This window comes from Pseudomonas sp. PS01303 (assembly GCF_029959385.1).
Lineage (GTDB): Bacteria > Pseudomonadota > Gammaproteobacteria > Pseudomonadales > Pseudomonadaceae > Aquipseudomonas > Aquipseudomonas rustica.
On sequence record NZ_JASCPK010000012.1, the window covers coordinates 18,547 to 34,838 of the forward strand.

At 60.6% G+C, this 16,292-nt stretch carries 18 protein-coding genes; all 18 read right to left on the bottom strand.

Features of this window, described 5'->3' with window-relative positions; all coding sequences use genetic code 11:
• The 18 genes from fliR to QMX93_RS06655 all read right to left on the bottom strand — a co-directional run bounded on the left by fliR (position 1) and on the right by QMX93_RS06655 (position 16,287).
• A complete protein-coding gene (gene fliR, locus QMX93_RS06570) occupies positions 1 to 786 on the bottom strand; it encodes a flagellar biosynthetic protein FliR (protein WP_053118386.1) in 786 nt (261 codons plus the stop codon).
• A 3-nt stretch (positions 787 to 789) separates the two neighbouring features.
• The gene (gene fliQ / locus QMX93_RS06575) at positions 790 to 1,059 is read right to left on the bottom strand and encodes a flagellar biosynthesis protein FliQ (RefSeq protein ID WP_053118383.1); all 270 of its coding nucleotides are present in this window, start codon (positions 1,057 to 1,059) and stop codon (positions 790 to 792) included.
• Positions 1,056 to 1,814 carry a flagellar type III secretion system pore protein FliP gene (fliP, locus tag QMX93_RS06580; RefSeq protein ID WP_053118381.1) on the bottom strand — a complete coding sequence of 253 codons (759 nt, stop codon included), beginning with the start codon at positions 1,812 to 1,814 and terminating at the stop codon, positions 1,056 to 1,058. The genes fliQ and fliP overlap by 4 nt, the downstream gene beginning before the upstream one ends.
• Positions 1,814 to 2,260, bottom strand: a complete 447-nt coding sequence (gene fliO, locus QMX93_RS06585; RefSeq protein ID WP_212544232.1) for a flagellar biosynthetic protein FliO — start codon at positions 2,258 to 2,260, stop codon at positions 1,814 to 1,816. The genes fliP and fliO overlap by 1 nt, the downstream gene beginning before the upstream one ends.
• Positions 2,261 to 2,722, bottom strand: coding sequence for a flagellar motor switch protein FliN (gene fliN, locus QMX93_RS06590; RefSeq protein WP_167394864.1), 462 nt, complete (start codon positions 2,720 to 2,722; stop codon positions 2,261 to 2,263).
• A 54-nt stretch (positions 2,723 to 2,776) separates the two neighbouring features.
• Positions 2,777 to 3,745 (bottom strand): flagellar motor switch protein FliM, encoded by a 969-nt coding sequence (gene fliM, locus QMX93_RS06595; RefSeq protein ID WP_053118375.1) that lies wholly within the window; start codon positions 3,743 to 3,745, stop codon positions 2,777 to 2,779.
• 9 nt (positions 3,746 to 3,754) lie between these two features.
• The gene (gene fliL / locus QMX93_RS06600) at positions 3,755 to 4,258 is read right to left on the bottom strand and encodes a flagellar basal body-associated protein FliL (protein WP_053118371.1); all 504 of its coding nucleotides are present in this window, start codon (positions 4,256 to 4,258) and stop codon (positions 3,755 to 3,757) included.
• Positions 4,259 to 4,958: 700 nt separating this feature from the next.
• Positions 4,959 to 6,320, bottom strand: coding sequence for a flagellar hook-length control protein FliK (locus QMX93_RS06605; protein ID WP_282353847.1), 1,362 nt, complete (start codon positions 6,318 to 6,320; stop codon positions 4,959 to 4,961).
• Between the two features lie 105 nt (positions 6,321 to 6,425).
• Positions 6,426 to 6,773, bottom strand: coding sequence for an Hpt domain-containing protein (locus QMX93_RS06610; protein WP_159812650.1), 348 nt, complete (start codon positions 6,771 to 6,773; stop codon positions 6,426 to 6,428).
• Between the two features lie 31 nt (positions 6,774 to 6,804).
• Entirely contained in the window at positions 6,805 to 8,508 is a 1,704-nt protein-coding gene (locus tag QMX93_RS06615) for a fused response regulator/phosphatase (protein ID WP_282353851.1), read from the bottom strand.
• Positions 8,509 to 8,513: 5 nt separating this feature from the next.
• Positions 8,514 to 8,819: an STAS domain-containing protein gene (locus QMX93_RS06620; protein WP_053118364.1), complete on the bottom strand. Its 306-nt coding sequence runs from the start codon at positions 8,817 to 8,819 to the stop codon at positions 8,514 to 8,516.
• 190 nt (positions 8,820 to 9,009) lie between these two features.
• Positions 9,010 to 9,462 carry a flagellar export protein FliJ gene (gene fliJ / locus QMX93_RS06625; RefSeq protein ID WP_053118362.1) on the bottom strand — a complete coding sequence of 151 codons (453 nt, stop codon included), beginning with the start codon at positions 9,460 to 9,462 and terminating at the stop codon, positions 9,010 to 9,012.
• A 6-nt stretch (positions 9,463 to 9,468) separates the two neighbouring features.
• On the bottom strand, positions 9,469 to 10,827 hold the full coding sequence (gene fliI / locus QMX93_RS06630) for a flagellar protein export ATPase FliI (RefSeq protein ID WP_212544229.1): 1,359 nt from the start codon (positions 10,825 to 10,827) through the stop codon (positions 9,469 to 9,471).
• Positions 10,817 to 11,623, bottom strand: a complete 807-nt coding sequence (gene fliH, locus QMX93_RS06635; protein ID WP_282353860.1) for a flagellar assembly protein FliH — start codon at positions 11,621 to 11,623, stop codon at positions 10,817 to 10,819. The genes fliI and fliH overlap by 11 nt, the downstream gene beginning before the upstream one ends.
• A 4-nt stretch (positions 11,624 to 11,627) precedes the next feature.
• Positions 11,628 to 12,647, bottom strand: coding sequence for a flagellar motor switch protein FliG (gene fliG / locus QMX93_RS06640; protein ID WP_053118356.1), 1,020 nt, complete (start codon positions 12,645 to 12,647; stop codon positions 11,628 to 11,630).
• Positions 12,640 to 14,424, bottom strand: a complete 1,785-nt coding sequence (fliF, locus tag QMX93_RS06645; RefSeq protein WP_053118354.1) for a flagellar basal-body MS-ring/collar protein FliF — start codon at positions 14,422 to 14,424, stop codon at positions 12,640 to 12,642. The genes fliG and fliF overlap by 8 nt, the downstream gene beginning before the upstream one ends.
• Positions 14,425 to 14,439: 15 nt before the next feature.
• Positions 14,440 to 14,769: a flagellar hook-basal body complex protein FliE gene (gene fliE / locus QMX93_RS06650; protein ID WP_053118352.1), complete on the bottom strand. Its 330-nt coding sequence runs from the start codon at positions 14,767 to 14,769 to the stop codon at positions 14,440 to 14,442.
• Positions 14,770 to 14,895: 126 nt separating this feature from the next.
• Entirely contained in the window at positions 14,896 to 16,287 is a 1,392-nt protein-coding gene (locus QMX93_RS06655) for a sigma-54 dependent transcriptional regulator (protein ID WP_282353934.1), read from the bottom strand.
• Positions 16,288 to 16,292: the final 5 nt, after the last annotated feature.

Sequence of the window (16,292 nt, forward strand, 5' to 3'; positions counted from 1 at the left end):
TCAGCGCGCCCGTGCCAGTTCGCGTAGCAACTGCAAGGCCTCGGTGGCCAGCGGCTGATACTGATTGAGGATATCCGCCAACCCGACCCAGACAATAAACAGACCGAGTACGAGGGTCAGCGGGAAACCGATGGAGAAAATGTTCAGTTGCGGCGCCGCGCGGGTCATCACGCCGAACGCGATGTTGACCACCAGCAACGCGGTCACCGCCGGCAACACCAGCAGCAACGCCGCGCCAAGTACCCAGCCGAGTTTGCCGGCCAGTTCCCAGTAATGCGCGGTCATCAAGCCACTGCCGACCGGCAGCGTGGTGAAGCTTTCAGTCAGGACTTCGAACACTACCAAGTGGCCGTTCATCGACAGGAACAGCAGCGTCACGAGCATGGTGAAGAACTGCCCGATCACCGCCACCGACACGCCGTTGGCCGGGTCGATCATCGAGGCGAAGCCCATGCCCATCTGGATCGCGACGATCTGCCCGGCCACCGCAAACGCCTGGAAGAACAGCTGCAAGGAAAACCCGAGCACGGCGCCGACCAGGATCTGCTCGGCGATCAGCATCAGCCCACTCAGATCCAGCGGACTCACTGCCGGCATCGGCGGCAGCCCCGGCGTGATCACCACGGTGATCGCCACGGCAAAATACAGGCGCACACGGCGCGGTATCAGCGTGGTGCCGAACACCGGCATGACCATCAACATCGAGGCGACGCGAAACAGCGGCAACATGAACGATGCCACCCAGGAACTGATCTGGGTGTCGGTCAGCTGAAGCAGCGACTGCATGGCTTAGCCGATGACCATCGGGATGTTTTTGTACAACTGGATGATGTATTCCATGAACGTTTGCACGATCCATGGGCCGGCGACGATCAACGTCACCAGCATCACCAGCAGACGCGGCAGGAAGCTCAGGGTCTGTTCGTTGATCTGCGTCGCGGCCTGGAACATCGCCACCAGCAAACCGACCAACAGGCTCGGGATCACCAGAATCGCGACCATCAGCGTGGTCAGCCACAGCGCTTCACGAAAGATATCGACCGCGACTTCCGGCGTCATGGCGAGACACCTCCAAAACTGCTGGCCAAGGTGCCGATGATCAGCGCCCAGCCATCCACCAGCACAAACAGCATGATCTTGAACGGCAAGGAAATGATCAGCGGCGACAGCATCATCATACCCATCGCCATCAGCACACTGGCGACGACGAGGTCGATGATCAGGAACGGAATGAAGATCATGAAGCCGATCTGGAACGCGGTCTTCAGCTCGGAGGTGACGAACGCCGGCACCAGAATGGTCAGCGGCGCTGCGTCTGGCGTCGGGATGTCGGTGCGTTTGGACAGGCGCATGAACAGCTCAAGATCGCTGCTGCGGGTTTGCGCGAGCATGAAGTCCTTGATCGGCACCTGAGCTTTTTCCACCGCTTGCTGCGCGGTGAGTGTCTCCGCCAGATACGGCTGCAAGGCATCTTTGTTCACGCGATCGAACACCGGCGCCATGATGAACATGGTCAGGAACAGCGCCATGCCGGTGAGGATCTGGTTCGACGGCGTCTGTTGCAGGCCGAGGGCCTGACGCAGGATCGAGAAGACGATGATGATCCGGGTGAAACTGGTCATCAGAATGACCGCCGCCGGAATAAAGCTCAGCGCGGTCATGATCAGCAGAATCTGCAGACTGACCGAATATTCCTGCGCGCCATCGGCGTTGGTGCCCAGCGTGATCGCCGGGATCGACAACGGATCGGCGGCGAACGCCAGCGGCGCCGCCAGCATCAGGGCCAGCGTCAAGACGATGCGTAGCGCACCCATTACTTCGTATCCTTCTGATCCTTGCCGAGTATCTTCAGCAACTGCTGGGCAAAATCCGGAGTGGCTTTTTCACTGGTGCTCGGCACCGGCACCGGCTCTTTGAGCACGTGCAGCGCGGTGATGGTGCCGGGGCTCAAACCGAGCAGAATCTGCTCGTTGCCGACCTGCACCAGCATCAAACGGTCACGTGGGCCGAGGGCGCGCGAACCGATCAACTCGATCACTTGGCCCTTGCCTGCTGGCCCAGCCTGCTGCACCCGGCGCAGCAGCCAGGCGAGGAAAAAGATAATCCCCAGCACCAGCAGCAAACCGAATACCAGTTGCGTCAATTGCCCGGCAATGCCGCTGTTGACCACCGGCGCGGCGACGGCGGCCGTGGTCGCCACAGGTTCGGCGGCCATTACGCTGATTGGCAGCGCCAGCAGCGCCCAGAGAACCCTTTTCACTCAGCGCAGCTTCTTGATGCGTTCGCTTGGGCTGATCACGTCGGTCAGGCGGATGCCGAACTTCTCGTTGACCACCACCACTTCACCGTGCGCAATCAGCGTGCCGTTGACCAGCACGTCGAGTGGCTCACCGGCCAGACGATCGAGCTCGATCACCGAACCCTGGTTGAGTTGCAGCAGGTTGCGGATGTTGATGTCGGTGCTGCCGACTTCCATGGAAATCGACACCGGGATGTCGAGAATCACGTCCAGGTTCGGACCGTCCAGCGTCACCGGATCGTTGTTTTTCGGCACGCTGCCGAACTCTTCCATCGGCAGACGGTTGGAGCTTGCGGCGCCAGCGTCGGCGGCCAGCAGGGCGTCGATGTCAGCCTGGCCGGCATCACCGGTTTCTTCGAGGGCGGCGGCCCATTCATCAGCCAGTGCCTGATCGTCCTGGGCGTTCATATCGTCGTTCATCATGTGTCCTCGGCGGGCAACAATTCAGTTAGTGCAAAAAAGGGGTGTGGCGCCGTTTCAACGGCGCTCGATTGGCTCGATCACTTGCAACGCGAGGTTGCCTTTGTGCGAGCCCATCTTGACCTTGAAGGCCGGCACGCCATTGGCGCGCATGATCATTTCGTCCGGCATCTCGACCGGGATCACATCGCCGGGCTGCATGTGCAGGATGTCGCGCAGTTTCAACTGACGGCGAGCCACGGTGGCACCGATCGGCACGTCGACATCGAGCACGTCCTGACGCAGGGCGTTGACCCAGCGCTCGTCCTGATCGTCGAGATCCGACTGGAAACCGGCGTCGAGCATTTCGCGCACCGGCTCGATCATCGAGTACGGCATGGTCACGTGCAGATCGCCGCCGCCGCCGTCCAGTTCGATGTGAAACGTGGAGACCACGATCGCTTCGCTCGGGCCGACGATGTTGGCCATGGCCGGGTTCACTTCCGAGTTGATGTACTCGAAATTGACTTCCATGATCGCCTGCCAGGCTTCCTTCAAATCGACGAAGGCCTGCTCCAGCACCATGCGCACCACGCGCAGTTCGGTCGGGGTGAATTCACGCCCTTCGATCTTGGCGTGACGGCCGTCGCCGCCGAAGAAGTTGTCCACCAGTTTGAACACCAGTTTGGCGTCAAGGATGAACAGCGCGGTGCCGCGCAACGGTTTGATCTTGACCAGGTTGAGGCTGGTCGGTACGTACAGCGAGTGCACGTATTCGCCGAACTTCATCACCTGCACGCCACCGACGGCAACGTCCGCCGAGCGGCGCAGCATGTTGAACATGCTGATGCGGGTGTAGCGGGCAAAACGCTCGTTGATCATTTCCAGAGTCGGCATGCGTCCACGGACGATGCGATCCTGGCTGGTCAGGTCGTAGCTTTTGACACTGCCGGGTACGGCAGCGTCATCGGTCTGTACCAGACCATCGTCGACGCCGTGCAACAGCGCGTCGATTTCATCCTGGGACAGCAGATCCTGCACGGCCATGTCGTGTTCCTACTGCAGTACGAAATTAGTGAAAAGCAACTGTTCGATGACCACTTTGCCGAGTTCTTTCTGCGCCACTTCCTGGACGCTGGCGGTGGCCTTCTGGCGCAACATCTCTTGGCCGACCGGCGTCGCCAGTGTGGCGAAATCCTGACCGGAGAAGAGCATCACCAGGTTGTTGCGGATAACCGGCATGTGCACTTTCAGCGCTTCCAGATCGGCCTGATTGCGCCCGAGCATGGTGATGCTCACCTGCATGTAGCGCTGACGGCCGTTCTGGTTGTAGTTGGCAACGAAGGCCGGCGCCATCGGTTCGAAAATCGCCGGTTGTTTGCCGGTCGGGGCGGTTTCAGCCGCAGCCTCTGGTTTGCTCTGGGCACTGTGCATGAAGAACCAGGTCGCCCCCACGGATGCACCAATGGCCAACAGCAACGCGAGCACGATCATGATGATCAGCTTGAGTTTGCCTTTGGTCGCGGGGTCTTTTACTGCTGCAGCTTCGCTCTTCGCCATGCCAATAATCCGTCACTAATCAGGTTTTCACAGTCGCACGGCAAGGCAAGAGCAAGTGTTATGCCAGAAGTGTCGGTGGTTGCGGAGAGAACGACAAAGTCAAAAGCACCCTCACCCCAGCCCTCTCCCGGAGGGAGAGGGGGCCGACCGAGGTGTCGGGCGTCAAACATCGACCTGAAAGACCGGGTCGATTACAGATTCACAGCAAAAACATCAGGTCGGCGTACATCGCCAGCATCCCCACTCAGTCCCCTCTCCCTCCGGGAGAGGGCTAGGGTGAGAGGCTTTGTGATCAAACATCGACCTGAAAGACCGGGTCGATTACAGATTCACAGCAAAAAACATCAGGTCGGCGAACTTCGCCAGCATCCCCCAATCAGTCCCCTCTCCCTCCGGGAGAGGGTTAGGGTGAGGGGCTTTGTGATCAAACATCGACCTGAAAGACCGGGTCGATTACAGATTCACAGCAAAGCATCAGGTCGGCGTACTTCGCCAGCATCCCCCAATCAGTCCCCTCTCCCTCCGGGAGAGGGCTAGGGTGAGGGGCTTTGTGATCAAACATCGACCTGAAAGACCGAGTCGATTACAGATTCACAGCAAAAGCATCAGGTCGGCGTACTTCGCCAGCATCCCCCAATCAGTCCCCTCTCCCTCCGGGAGAGGGCTAGGGTGAGGGGCTTTTGATTGGTTCAGCGATCAATCAGGCGTAATAGTCGACGGCGCTGCTGCCGATGACGCTGGTGGTGTTGGCAGCAACCTCGGCCGCGCTGACCGGGGCAATTTCTTCATCCGCCGAATCCAGACGACCACCCGCCGCGCTGGTGCGCCCGCTCTGCCCCTGCTGCGCCTGTTCCTGACCTTGCTGGCCCTGCCAGCCACGGCTCTGGTCGGACACATTAACGTCAACCTGGCCCATGCCCTGCTGCGTGAACATCTCGCGCAGGCGATGCATCTGGCTGTCGAGCGCCTCTCGCACGCTCGGATGCGCACTCATGAACGTCACCTGGGTCTGCTGATCCGGCACCAGATTCACGCGGATATCCAGGCGCCCCAGCTCGGCCGGTTGCAACTGAATATCCGCCGCCTTCAGATTGGCGCTGGACAGGTACATGACGCGGTTGACCACTTCTTCAGTCCAGCCGCTCTGATGCATGGCGATCGGTTGATTCACCGGCACGGCGTTCGCGGTTTTTGGTGTGGCAGCCTGCGTCAACGCAGCGAGACGGTTGGCGAAATCATCAACGCGGGTATCGCTGGTCGCAGTCTTGAGGTCTTTGAGGCCGTCATCGATCAGGCCGCTGAACGCTTTGTCGCCGCCCTGACTGGTGCTGTCCTTGTCGGCTTGCACGTCGAGCATGCTGGCCATGCCGGCGGCGAAGTTTTGAGCCGAGGTTAATTCGCCGTCAGCCTGAGCCTGTGCGCTGGTGGTTTTCGGTTGCGCCTGGCTGGCAGCGGAAATATGCCCGCCCTGCTCCATCGCCAAACGCACCGCCGGCATCGAATCGAGCGGATCGGCTGCCGGGTCGAAATCGCTATCGGTCGAGGCCGCCGGGTCTTTGACTGCTGGCAACATGGCGACTGCTGGTGTTTCGGCTTCAGGTTGCGCCGGTGCAGCGGCAACCGGGGCTGGCACCACAGGCGCAGCCACCGGTTGCACGGCGACGGCCAATGCCGGATCAAGCGCAGGATCAGTCACGCTGGCGTCGGCGACCGGCGTTTGCGCAGGATCGGTAGTGTCATCGCTGGCAGCGGTGTCATCGGTCGCAGCAGATTTGTCGGCAGGCAAGGCATTGCCGCTATCGGCAACCGCCGGAGCCGGGGCGGCAGATTGATCCTTGGCGAGGTCTTTCTTGCCAGCGCTGTCGGCGGCTTTATCGCGCGCGGTTTTCGCCGGGTTATCGGTGCTGACAACAGGCTTGTTCGCACCTTGATCGGCGAACACTTTGGCGAAGCTGGAGGCTTTATCTACGGGCTCTGCGGCCATCGCCGACGATTTAGCCGAGGCAGCTTGCGCCTTGGCCTGAGCGGCATTCTGAAGAAGGATATTGGGGGTCGCAGGCATGAAACGGTCTCCGCTGCACGGGGCTCGTAAGTACAGTTGAGAAAGTTGATTGCAAGTGCCGGGCCAGTTTCGCCGAACGCTTGATAAAAGCGTCCGGCGGCCGGTTCAATGAGTATGCGTGTGCTGCCGTTCGCTTTCGTAAACCGGGCGAACGCCATCAAATTCGAGGCTGATTTCAGCGACCAGTTTGACGATTTCAGCGGGACTTTTGTGTCTGGCGTCCGACTCCAGTGCCTGGCACAACTCGGCCAGGCGAACAGCGCCCATGTTGCTCGCGCTGCCCTTCAAGCTGTGAGCGACCTCCGACAGCTTTTCGGCATCGGCGGTCCCTTGCAGCTCCTGCAAGCGACTTTCGGAATCCGTCAGAAAGGTATCCAGCAAATCCGGATAGTTCTCCTCCATGACGTCACGCAAGGTATCGAGTACGTCGCGATCCACATGTGGGTCAGTCACTTGTTCACTCCTTGATCAAGAATTGCGCGGATTATGCCTGAACCTCCCAGAAAAACTCCACGCGGGCACTACGACCTTCGTCCGACCAACTGGCGTTGCGCCCCAGTTGCCGCACCAGGCTGACCCCACGTCCCGACAAACGGACATTTTCCAGCGGCCGCTCCATCACCCGCGCCACATCAAAACCCTTGCCGCTGTCTTCAACGCGAATCACCAGACAACCGCCCTGCTCTTGCGGCGTGACCTGCAAATGCACGCGCACGTAGCCGTCCTGCAACGCTTCCAGCCGCGTGTTGCGTTGTTCGTAATAACGCGCGAACCCCGCCGCATCGCGCTTGAGACTGGAATCGAGACCGAGCACGCCATGTTCCAGCGCATTGGAGTACAACTCGGCGAGCACGCTGTACAACGCGCCGCTCTGCCCGCGCAGGCCATGCACTTCCAGCAGCAACTGCAACAGGTACGGCAAAGGGTTGAAGCGCTTGAGCGTGGCACCGCGAAACTCGAAACTCACCGACCAATCGAGCGGGCATGACTGGCCACTGTCGGAATACACCGGCGCCGTTGGTTTGAGCTGCGCCGGCGCGAGCAGGCTGACTTCGACCATGCTGACATCGTCGCGCGCCTCGCCACGAAAATCCCGCAGCGCCTGCTCGATGTCCTCGAACAACCGGTCAGGCTCGAGATTGGCAGCAAACACCTGCTGCAAGCGCTCGACACCGAACAGCTGATCATTGGCATCGCTGGTATCGATGACGCCGTCGGACAGCAGAAACACCCGATCATCGACGGCCATCGCATGCACTTCGGTGCTGTCATCAAAGGCTTGCGCGCTCAACACGCCGAGCGGTAAATGCCGTGCTTTCAGCGGAACCCGCTCACCCGTCGCGAGCCGGTGCAGATAACCGTCGGGCATGCCGCCGTTCCACACTTCCACCGAGCGCCGCAGCGAACTCAGGCACAGCAACGTGGCGCAACAGAACATGTCGACCGGCAGGATGCGTTTGAGCTTCGCGTTCATCTCGCGCAGGGTTTCCGCCAGGCCGTAACCTTTGGCGGTCATCCCATAAAACACTTCGGCAAGCGGCATGGCGCCCACCGCTGCCGGCAACCCATGGCCGGTGAAATCGCCGAGCAGCACATGCATATCACCCGCCGGGGTGTACGCCGCCAACAGCAGGTCGCCGTTGAACAGCGCGTAAGGCGATTGCAGGTAGCGAATGTTCGGCGCGCTGAGGCAACCGGAGTGCGCGACCTTGTCGAACACCGCTTTGGCCACGCGCTGCTCGTTGAGCAGGTAATCGTGGTGTTTGGCGATCAGGTCGCGTTGCTGCAGCACGGTGTCTTGCAGGCGGCGCAAGCGATCCATCGCCTTGATTTTGGCGGCAAGGATGATCTGGTTGTAGGGCTTCGCCAGAAAGTCGTCGCCGCCCGCCTCCAGACAACGCACCAGTGCTTCACTTTCGCTGAGCGAGGTCAGGAAGATGATCGGCACCAGCGTTTCGCCGGCCAGCAGTTTGATCTGCCGCGCCGCTTCGAAGCCGTCCATCACCGGCATCATCGCGTCCATCAGCACCAGTTGTGGCTGCTGCTGACGGAACAACTCGACCGCTTCGGCACCATTGGCAGCCGCCAGCACTTCGTGGCCTTGACGGCGGACGATGGTCGATAACAGCAGGCGATCGGCGGCACTGTCTTCGGCGATCAGGATGGTCAGCGGCTCTTGCGCCTGCATGGCCGTCACGTGATGTCGAAGAGTTTGTCGAAATTGGAGATGGCGAGGATTTTGCGCACGTCGGAGTTGGGGTTAACCACCCGGATATCCGAATCATCACCGCCCGCGTGGTCACGCAGGAGCAGCAGCATCCCGAGCGCGGAACTGTCCAGATAAGTGGTCTCTTTCAGATCCAGCTCATAGGAGTTTGGCTCGGGGTCGACCCGTTCATAGGAATTGCGAAATTCCTGATGTTTGCCGAAATCGAATCGGCCTTTGACCGAGATTTTGAGCTTTTTCCCATCCGGTGAGACTTCTGCAACGACTGACATTGACTGGCTTCCTTGTCATTGACGAACGTGTACAAGGTTTAGCATCTGACTGACCTCGGGGCAAGGAACTACATAGAACCAGTGTGGGAGCGAGCCTGCTCGCGAAGGCGCCGGGTCATTCAACATTTGAGTTAACTGACCGACTGCATTCGCGAGCAGGATCGCTCCCACAAGGAGGATAAGTGCATTTTCAGAAGGGTTCATGCCGTGGCAGGCGCTGCGACAATTCGTCGAGCAATTTCTGCTCGCGTTTGTCTTCAAGCCGCTGGGCTTCTTCGCGGTAGCGCTGCACCAGTTTGCGCAAGCCTTCGACCTTGGCAAACGCCTGTTGCCAGGCCTCGCGCGCTTTATCGAGATTGTTCTGGTGCCAATTCAAACTCTGCCGCTGCTGATCAACAGCCGTATCGAGTTGCGCCAGAAACCCCTGAAAACCCAGCAGCCACTGCCCGGTCACGCCGGTGCTGCCGCGCACGATCCACTGCTCGGAATAATCCAGACGAAAGGCATTAAGGTCGGCGAGTTTACTTTCGGCCACCTTCACCTGGCCCTGAAAGTAACCGAGGCGCTGCACGGCGGTTTTCTCGGCTTTTTCAGCCATGTCCACCACCGGCGCCAGACGCGCGGCTCGACTGACGGCAGCCATGACGGGTTACCCGCCCGCCGCTGGGGCGAACAGGGTTTCCAGATAAGCCTGGCTTTCGCCCATGTTGATTTTGTCGTTGAGCCCCTGACGCTGGTAGCGCACCAACTGCGGGTGCAGCGAGATCGCCAGATCGGTTTCGCGATCGCCACCGGCCACGTAAGCGCCGACGCTGATCAAGTCGCGGCTCTGCTGATAGCGCGACCACAACTGCTTGAAATACTGCGCACGCTGCATGTGCTCAACCGAGACCACGGCCGGCATCACCCGGCTGATCGACGCTTCGATATCGATGGCCGGGTAATGACCTTCCTCGGCCAGACGCCGCGACAATACGATGTGGCCGTCGAGCACGCCTCGCGCCGAGTCGGCAATCGGATCCTGCTGGTCATCGCCTTCGGACAACACGGTGTAGAACGCGGTAATCGAGCCACCGCCCTTCTCCGCATTACCGGCGCGCTCCACCAGTTTCGGCAACTTGGCGAACACCGATGGCGGATAACCCTTGGTCGCTGGCGGCTCGCCAATGGCCAGAGCGATTTCCCGCTGGGCCTGAGCGAAACGCGTCAGCGAATCCATCAGCAGCAGGACGTTCTTACCCTTGTCGCGGAAATACTCGGCGATGCGCGTGCAGTACATCGCTGCGCGCAGACGCATCAGCGGCGCATCGTCCGCCGGAGAGGCGACGACCACCGAGCGCTTGAGACCTTCTTCACCGAGGCTGTGCTCGATGAATTCCTTAACTTCTCGACCGCGCTCACCGATCAGCCCGACGACGATAATGTCGGCCTCGGTGAAGCGGGTCATCATGCCCAACAGCACGGATTTACCAACGCCAGTACCGGCGAACAGACCGAGACGCTGACCACGCCCCACCGTCAGCAAACCGTTGATGCAACGGATGCCGACGTCCAGCGGCTCGCTGATCGGGTCACGGTTGAGCGGGTTGATCGTCGGGCCGTCCATCGGCACCCAGTCTTCGGCTTTCATCCCGCCCTTGCCGTCCAGCGCACGACCGGCGCCATCCAGCACGCGACCGAGCATGCTCATGCCCATCGGCAAACGTCCGGTGTCGGCGAGCGGCACCACGCGGGCGCCCGGGGCGATGCCGGCGACACTGCCGACCGGCATCAGAAAGACTTTGCTGCCGGAGAAACCCATGACTTCCGCTTCCACCTGCGAGGGGTGATAGCTGTCGTCGTTGATCACCAGGCAGCGCGTGCCCATGGCAGCACGCAGGCCTTCGGCTTCGAGGGTGAGGCCAACCATGCGCAGCAGGCGACCTTCGAGAATCGGCGCCCCGGCAATTTCGACGGCCTCGGCATAGCTGCTCAAGCGCTTGGCGAAACTGGTGCGTTCAAGGCGCATCGTTGGCGTCCGCAAGCGGCTCTTCAGCAGTGGCCGCCGGTTTTACGTCTTCGGGAATATCCAGACTCAGATCCGCGTCTGCCGGGTGCAACGCCTGTTCGTGCAACTGATCGAACAGTTTGGCCATGACCTGACCGACGCGGGTTTCGATGCTCGCGTCGATGCGGCTGTGCGCGGTTTCGACCCGGCAACCGCCCGGCAGCAGCGCTTCGTCTTCAACGATGCGCCAGGTTTCTTCATGACGTTCGCGCAGGGCTTTGGCCTGCTCGAAGTCCTGCGGATTGACGTACAGACGCACATTGTCGACGCCCAGCGGCAACAGCTTGAGGGCGTCGCGCATGACGTGTTCGATCTGAGTCGAATCGATGGCCAGTTCGCGCTGGATCACCTGTTTGCTGATGTGTTGCACGAGGTCGACCAGCGACTTTTCGATCTGCGTGTCCTGCTCGGCGATCGGCTCGAACAGGTTGGCCATCAACTGTTCAAGGCTAGCGAGTTTGGCCGCCAGAGCGACCTCGGCTTCCTGACGCACCTTTAGGGTGGCGCTGTGGAAACCTTCTTTTTCGCCAATGGCAAAGCCCTCGTTGTAAGCCTCCTGACGGATGCTTTCGAGTTCTTCCAAGGTCAGTGGCTGGACTTCGTCCAGCGGCACTTCTTCCATTTCCGGCGGTTCAGGCTCGGACTCTGGCTCAGGTTCCGGTTTTGGCGGGTCGAAGCTCGGCAGCGCCCAGGATTCGAAACCACGAACATCGCGGGCGCGGATCAGATCCGTCACAGACTCGTCATGCTTGTCCATGGGCTTAGATCATTTCCTCGCCGCCCTTGCCACCGAGGACGATTTCTCCGGCTTCGGCCATACGGCGGGCGATGGTGAGGATTTCCTTCTGCGCGGTTTCGACGTCGCTGACGCGCACCGGGCCCTTCGCTTCGAGGTCGTCGCGCAGCAGTTCGGCGGCACGCTTGGACATGTTCTTGAAGATCTTTTCTTTGACGCCTTCGTCCGAACCCTTGAGGGCCAGCACCAGCACGTCGGAAGACACTTCGCGCAGCAACGCCTGAATGCCACGGTCGTCGACATCGGCGAGGTTGTTGAACACGAACATGAGGTCTTCGATCTGACCGGACAGGTCTTCGTCGACTTCGCGGATCGAGTCCATGAGCTGGCCTTCGATCGAGCTGTCGAGGAAGTTCATGATGTCCGCCGCACGCTTGATGCCACCCAGGGTGGTGCGCGAGGCATTCGAGTTGCCGGAGAACTGCTTCTCGAGAATCTGGTTCAGCTCTTTCAATGCCGCTGGCTGCACGGTGTTCAACGACGACACGCGCAGGATGATGTCCAGACGCACTTTGTGGTCGAAGTTGCCAAGCACTTCACCGGCCTGATCGGGGTCGAGGTAGGCCACCACGATCGCTTGAATCTGCGGGTGTTCGTAGCGGATCACGTCAGCAACGGCGCGCGGCTCCATCCATTTCAGGCTGTCGAGGCCGCTGGTGTTGCCACCGAGCAGGATGCGGTCGATCAGGCCGTTGGCCTTGTCTTCGCCCAAGGCTTGCGTGAGCATTTTGCGCACGTAGTCATCGGAGCCGACGCCGAGGCTGGTCTGGTCGCCGACGATGTCGACGAACTCGCTCATCACCTGCTCGACCTGCTCGCGATGGACGTTGCCCATCTGCGCCATGGCCACGCCAACCCGCTGAACCTCTTTCGGGCCCATGTGGCGCAACACTTGTGCGGCATCGGTCGAACCCAGGGACAGCAGCAGAATCGCGGCTTTGTCGACCTTGTTCAGTTTGACGCTGGCGGCTCGGTTATCACTCATCTGCGTTAATCCACTCTTTCACGACCTGGGCCACGCGACCCGGGTCTTCTGCCACCAGACTCTTGATTGCATTCAGCTGCGCGTCATAACCCTCGCTCGGGCTAGGCAGCAGAATGGATTGCGGACCACCGAGGCTGACGCGGTCGTTGGCCAGTTCGCCATCCAGACCGCCCATGCCACCGAGCTCGACATCACTGCCCAGCGCCAGCTCTTTGCTGCGGCCGCCGTTGGTGATGTTGTTGAGCACCGGACGCAGCACGCCGAACACCAGCACGAGGATGAACAACACACCCAGCACTTGTTTGACGATGTCCCAGAACCATGGCTGAGAGTAGAACGGAATGTCGGCAATCACTTCACCGCGTTCAGCGGAGAACGGCATGTTGATCACGCTGACGCTGTCGCCACGGCTGGCGTCGAAACCGACGGCGTCCTGCACCAGACGAGTGAAGCGCGCCAATTCGTCGGCGGTCCACGGCGCGCGGGTGGTTTCACCGTTGGCCGCGTTGACCTTGACCTGATCGTCGACCACCACCGACACCGACAGACGATTCAGGCGACCCTGCTGCTGTTTGGTGTGGCTGATCGAACGGTCGAGCTCGAAGTTCTTGGTGGATTGTTGACGCTTGTCTGCCGGGTACGGCGCGAGCATTGGCTGGCCGGTGGCCGGATCCATGATCTGCTGACCGTTGGCATCCACCAGTGGCTGACCCGGTTGCACCATCGCAGCCGGAGCAGCGGCGTTGGCGGTGGTCTGCGGCGCCGAGGCTGGCGACGGCGGCTGATTGCTCAGGGCACCCGGCACACCTTGCGGGCCATTGCTTGCGGTGCGTTGTTCGTTGACCGACTGCTCGCTGCGCAACGCCGGTTGATCCGGGTTGAACTGCTCGGCGGTGGATTCGACGGCATTGAAATCGATATCGGCCGAGACTTCAGCCTTGTAGCGATCGTTGCCCAGCACCGGTTGCAGAATGTTGTGTACGCGCTGGGTGAGCATGCTTTCCATGCGGCGGCTGTAATCGAACTGCTTGCCGGCCATGGTCATTTCGGAGTTTTCCGCCTGATCAGAGAGCAAGGTGCCCTTCTGGTCGACGACGGTGATCTGCGATTTGCTCAACTCGGGAACGGAAGTCGCCACCAGATTGATGATCGCAATCACCTGACCCGGCTCCAGCGAACGGCCGGAGTACAGCTCGACCAGAACCGAAGCGCTTGGCTTGCGTTCATCACGGACGAACACCGAGCTTTTCGGAATCGCCAGGTGCACGCGGGCACCCTTGACGTTGTTCAGGCTGGAAATGGTGCGTGCCAGTTCGCCTTCGAGGCCGCGACGATAACGGGTCGCTTCCATGAACTGGCTGGTGCCCAGACCCTGTTCCTTGTCGAGGATTTCGAAACCGATATTGCCGTCGCTGGGAGTGACACCAGCGGCTGCGAGTTTCATCCGCGCACGGGACAGGTCTTCGGCCTTGACCAGCAAGGCACCGGAGTTCGGTTCGACGTTGTAAGGAATGTCAGCGGCGGCCAGGGTGTCCATGACCTGCTTGGCGTCCATGCCGGCAAGGCTGCCGTACAACGGACGGTAATCCGGCTGCTGCGACCACAGCACCACGGCAAAGCCAATCGCCACGCTCGCTGCCAGGCCGACCAACAGGCCCACCTGACGCAGCATGGTCATCTCGGAGAGGTTTTCCAGGAAGGACAAGCCGAACAGCGGCGGTTTGCCGTCTATCGGGGTGGCCTTGGCCGGAACGTTATCGGCGACTGCTTCTGCCATGACTCAATCTCGTCCTTAAACCGGCATCTGCATGATGTCTTGATACGCCTGAACCAGTTTGTTGCGCACCTGGGTCAGAGCCTGGAACGACACGCTGGCTTTTTGCGAAGCGATCATCACGTCAGTCAGGTCGACGCCGGTCTTGCCGACTTCGAAAGCATTGGCCAACTGAGTGGACGCCTGCTGGGTATCGCTGACTTTGTTGATGGCCTGACCGAGCATGTCGGAAAAGCTGCTGCCCGCCATTTCCGGCACAGCGGAAGTGGTCTTCGGCGAAGACATGGCGTCCATTTTCATGGCCTTCATGTCCATCATCAACCGATTAAATTCAATACCTTGGCTCATGGTCTACTCTCTTGGGCGGCCCGCAATTTTTTGACACTCACTCGGCGGGTACACAGGTATTAGCAACAAGGGTGCCAGCTCATGGACACCCTTTTCAGAAAAGCTATTTCACAGCATTGCGCAGGATCAAGTGGCGAACAGATAACCTTCGACATCCATCCCGGCGTCACGCATTTGCGCCAGCTTGTAGCGCAGGGTGCGCGGGCTGATGCCGAGCTTTTCCGCCGCCTCTTTGCGCCGGCCACGCTCGCTGCGCAGGGTGTCGATGATCATCTGAAACTCCCGGCGGCGCAGGTCATCGCCCAAGGCACCGGCGGAATCCGCCTCGATCTCGACTTCACGAATCACCGGCGCAGCGGGCGCTGGCGTCGGCAATGTGGCAAACATCACCGCGCCGGACAGGCAGAAATCCTGCGGCTGGATCAAACCGCCCTGCTGCAGAATCAAGGCGCGCTGAATGGCGTTATCCAGCTCACGGACATTGCCCGGCCACGGGTACCCGGTCAGGCACGCCTGTGCCTCGGGCGAGAGTTTTGCCGCCGCGTGCTTCATTTTATTGACGTGTTTGGCCAGCAGGCGCTCGGCCAGCGGCAGGATGTCGGCGGTGCGCTCGCGCAACGGCCGCCAGGCCAGCGGAAAAACCGACAACCGATAGAACAAGTCTTCACGGAAACGCCCCGCCGCCACTTCACCGGCCAGATCACGGTTAGTGGTCGCGACCACACGAATATCCAGGGTAATCGGCTTGCGCGCGCCAACGCGCTCGACTTCGCGCTCTTGCAGGACGCGCAGCAGTTTGGCTTGCAGGCCCAGCGGCATCTCGGATATTTCGTCGAGCAGAATGGTGCCGCCGTCCGCCTGTTCAAACTTGCCGGCCTGAGCGGCAATGGCGCCGGTGAACGAGCCTTTCTCGTGCCCGAATAATGTCGCTTCGAGCATGTTGTCCGGAATCGCCGCGCAGTTGATCGCAATGAACGGTTGATTGGCGCGATGGGATTGCTGGTGAATGTAGCGCGCCAGCACTTCTTTACCGGTGCCGGACTCACCGGAGATCAGCACGGTGGAATCGCTGCGGGCGACGCGTGCCGCTAACTCAAGAAGCTGGGCACTGGCCGGTTCGACCGCAATCGGCCCTTCGCTTTCGCACGCGCCGAGATTGCCCAGCGCATGCCGCGCGACCAGATCGAGCAAGGCCTTGGGCTCAAACGGTTTGACCAGATAATCCGCCGCGCCCTGACGCATCGCATCGACTGCGCGCTCAACTGCGCCGTGGGCAGTCATCAGCAACACCGGCAATTGCGGCTGGCGAGCGCGCAGCAGCGCGAGCAACTGATGACCATCCATACCAGGCATATTGACGTCGCTGACCACCAGACTGAACGCCTCACGCGCCACCGCCGTCAACGCTTCTTCCGCGCTGCCGACCGCATGGTAATCATGCCCGGCCAGCAACAGCGTGTCGGTCAGCGCTTCGCGCAACGAGCGGTCGTCCTCGACCAGCAAAACCTTGATGCCCATGGCGA

Coding starts and splice junctions, on each gene's coding strand:
- fliH (WP_282353860.1), bottom strand. CDS start 11,623: ATGGACAAGCATGACGAGTCTGTGACGGATCTGATCCGCGCCCGCGAT.
- fliL (WP_053118371.1), bottom strand. CDS start 4,258: ATGGCGAAGAGCGAAGCTGCAGCAGTAAAAGACCCCGCGACCAAAGGC.
- QMX93_RS06655 (WP_282353934.1), bottom strand. CDS start 16,287: ATGGGCATCAAGGTTTTGCTGGTCGAGGACGACCGCTCGTTGCGCGAA.
- fliE (WP_053118352.1), bottom strand. CDS start 14,769: ATGAGCCAAGGTATTGAATTTAATCGGTTGATGATGGACATGAAGGCC.
- fliN (WP_167394864.1), bottom strand. CDS start 2,722: ATGATGAACGACGATATGAACGCCCAGGACGATCAGGCACTGGCTGAT.
- QMX93_RS06615 (WP_282353851.1), bottom strand. CDS start 8,508: ATGCAGGCGCAAGAGCCGCTGACCATCCTGATCGCCGAAGACAGTGCC.
- fliF (WP_053118354.1), bottom strand. CDS start 14,424: ATGGCAGAAGCAGTCGCCGATAACGTTCCGGCCAAGGCCACCCCGATA.
- fliM (WP_053118375.1), bottom strand. CDS start 3,745: ATGGCCGTGCAGGATCTGCTGTCCCAGGATGAAATCGACGCGCTGTTG.
- fliP (WP_053118381.1), bottom strand. CDS start 1,814: ATGGGTGCGCTACGCATCGTCTTGACGCTGGCCCTGATGCTGGCGGCG.
- fliJ (WP_053118362.1), bottom strand. CDS start 9,462: ATGGCTGCCGTCAGTCGAGCCGCGCGTCTGGCGCCGGTGGTGGACATG.
- fliR (WP_053118386.1), bottom strand. CDS start 786: ATGCAGTCGCTGCTTCAGCTGACCGACACCCAGATCAGTTCCTGGGTG.
- fliQ (WP_053118383.1), bottom strand. CDS start 1,059: ATGACGCCGGAAGTCGCGGTCGATATCTTTCGTGAAGCGCTGTGGCTG.
- QMX93_RS06605 (WP_282353847.1), bottom strand. CDS start 6,320: ATGCCTGCGACCCCCAATATCCTTCTTCAGAATGCCGCTCAGGCCAAG.
- fliG (WP_053118356.1), bottom strand. CDS start 12,647: ATGAGTGATAACCGAGCCGCCAGCGTCAAACTGAACAAGGTCGACAAA.
- fliI (WP_212544229.1), bottom strand. CDS start 10,827: ATGCGCCTTGAACGCACCAGTTTCGCCAAGCGCTTGAGCAGCTATGCC.
- QMX93_RS06620 (WP_053118364.1), bottom strand. CDS start 8,819: ATGTCAGTCGTTGCAGAAGTCTCACCGGATGGGAAAAAGCTCAAAATC.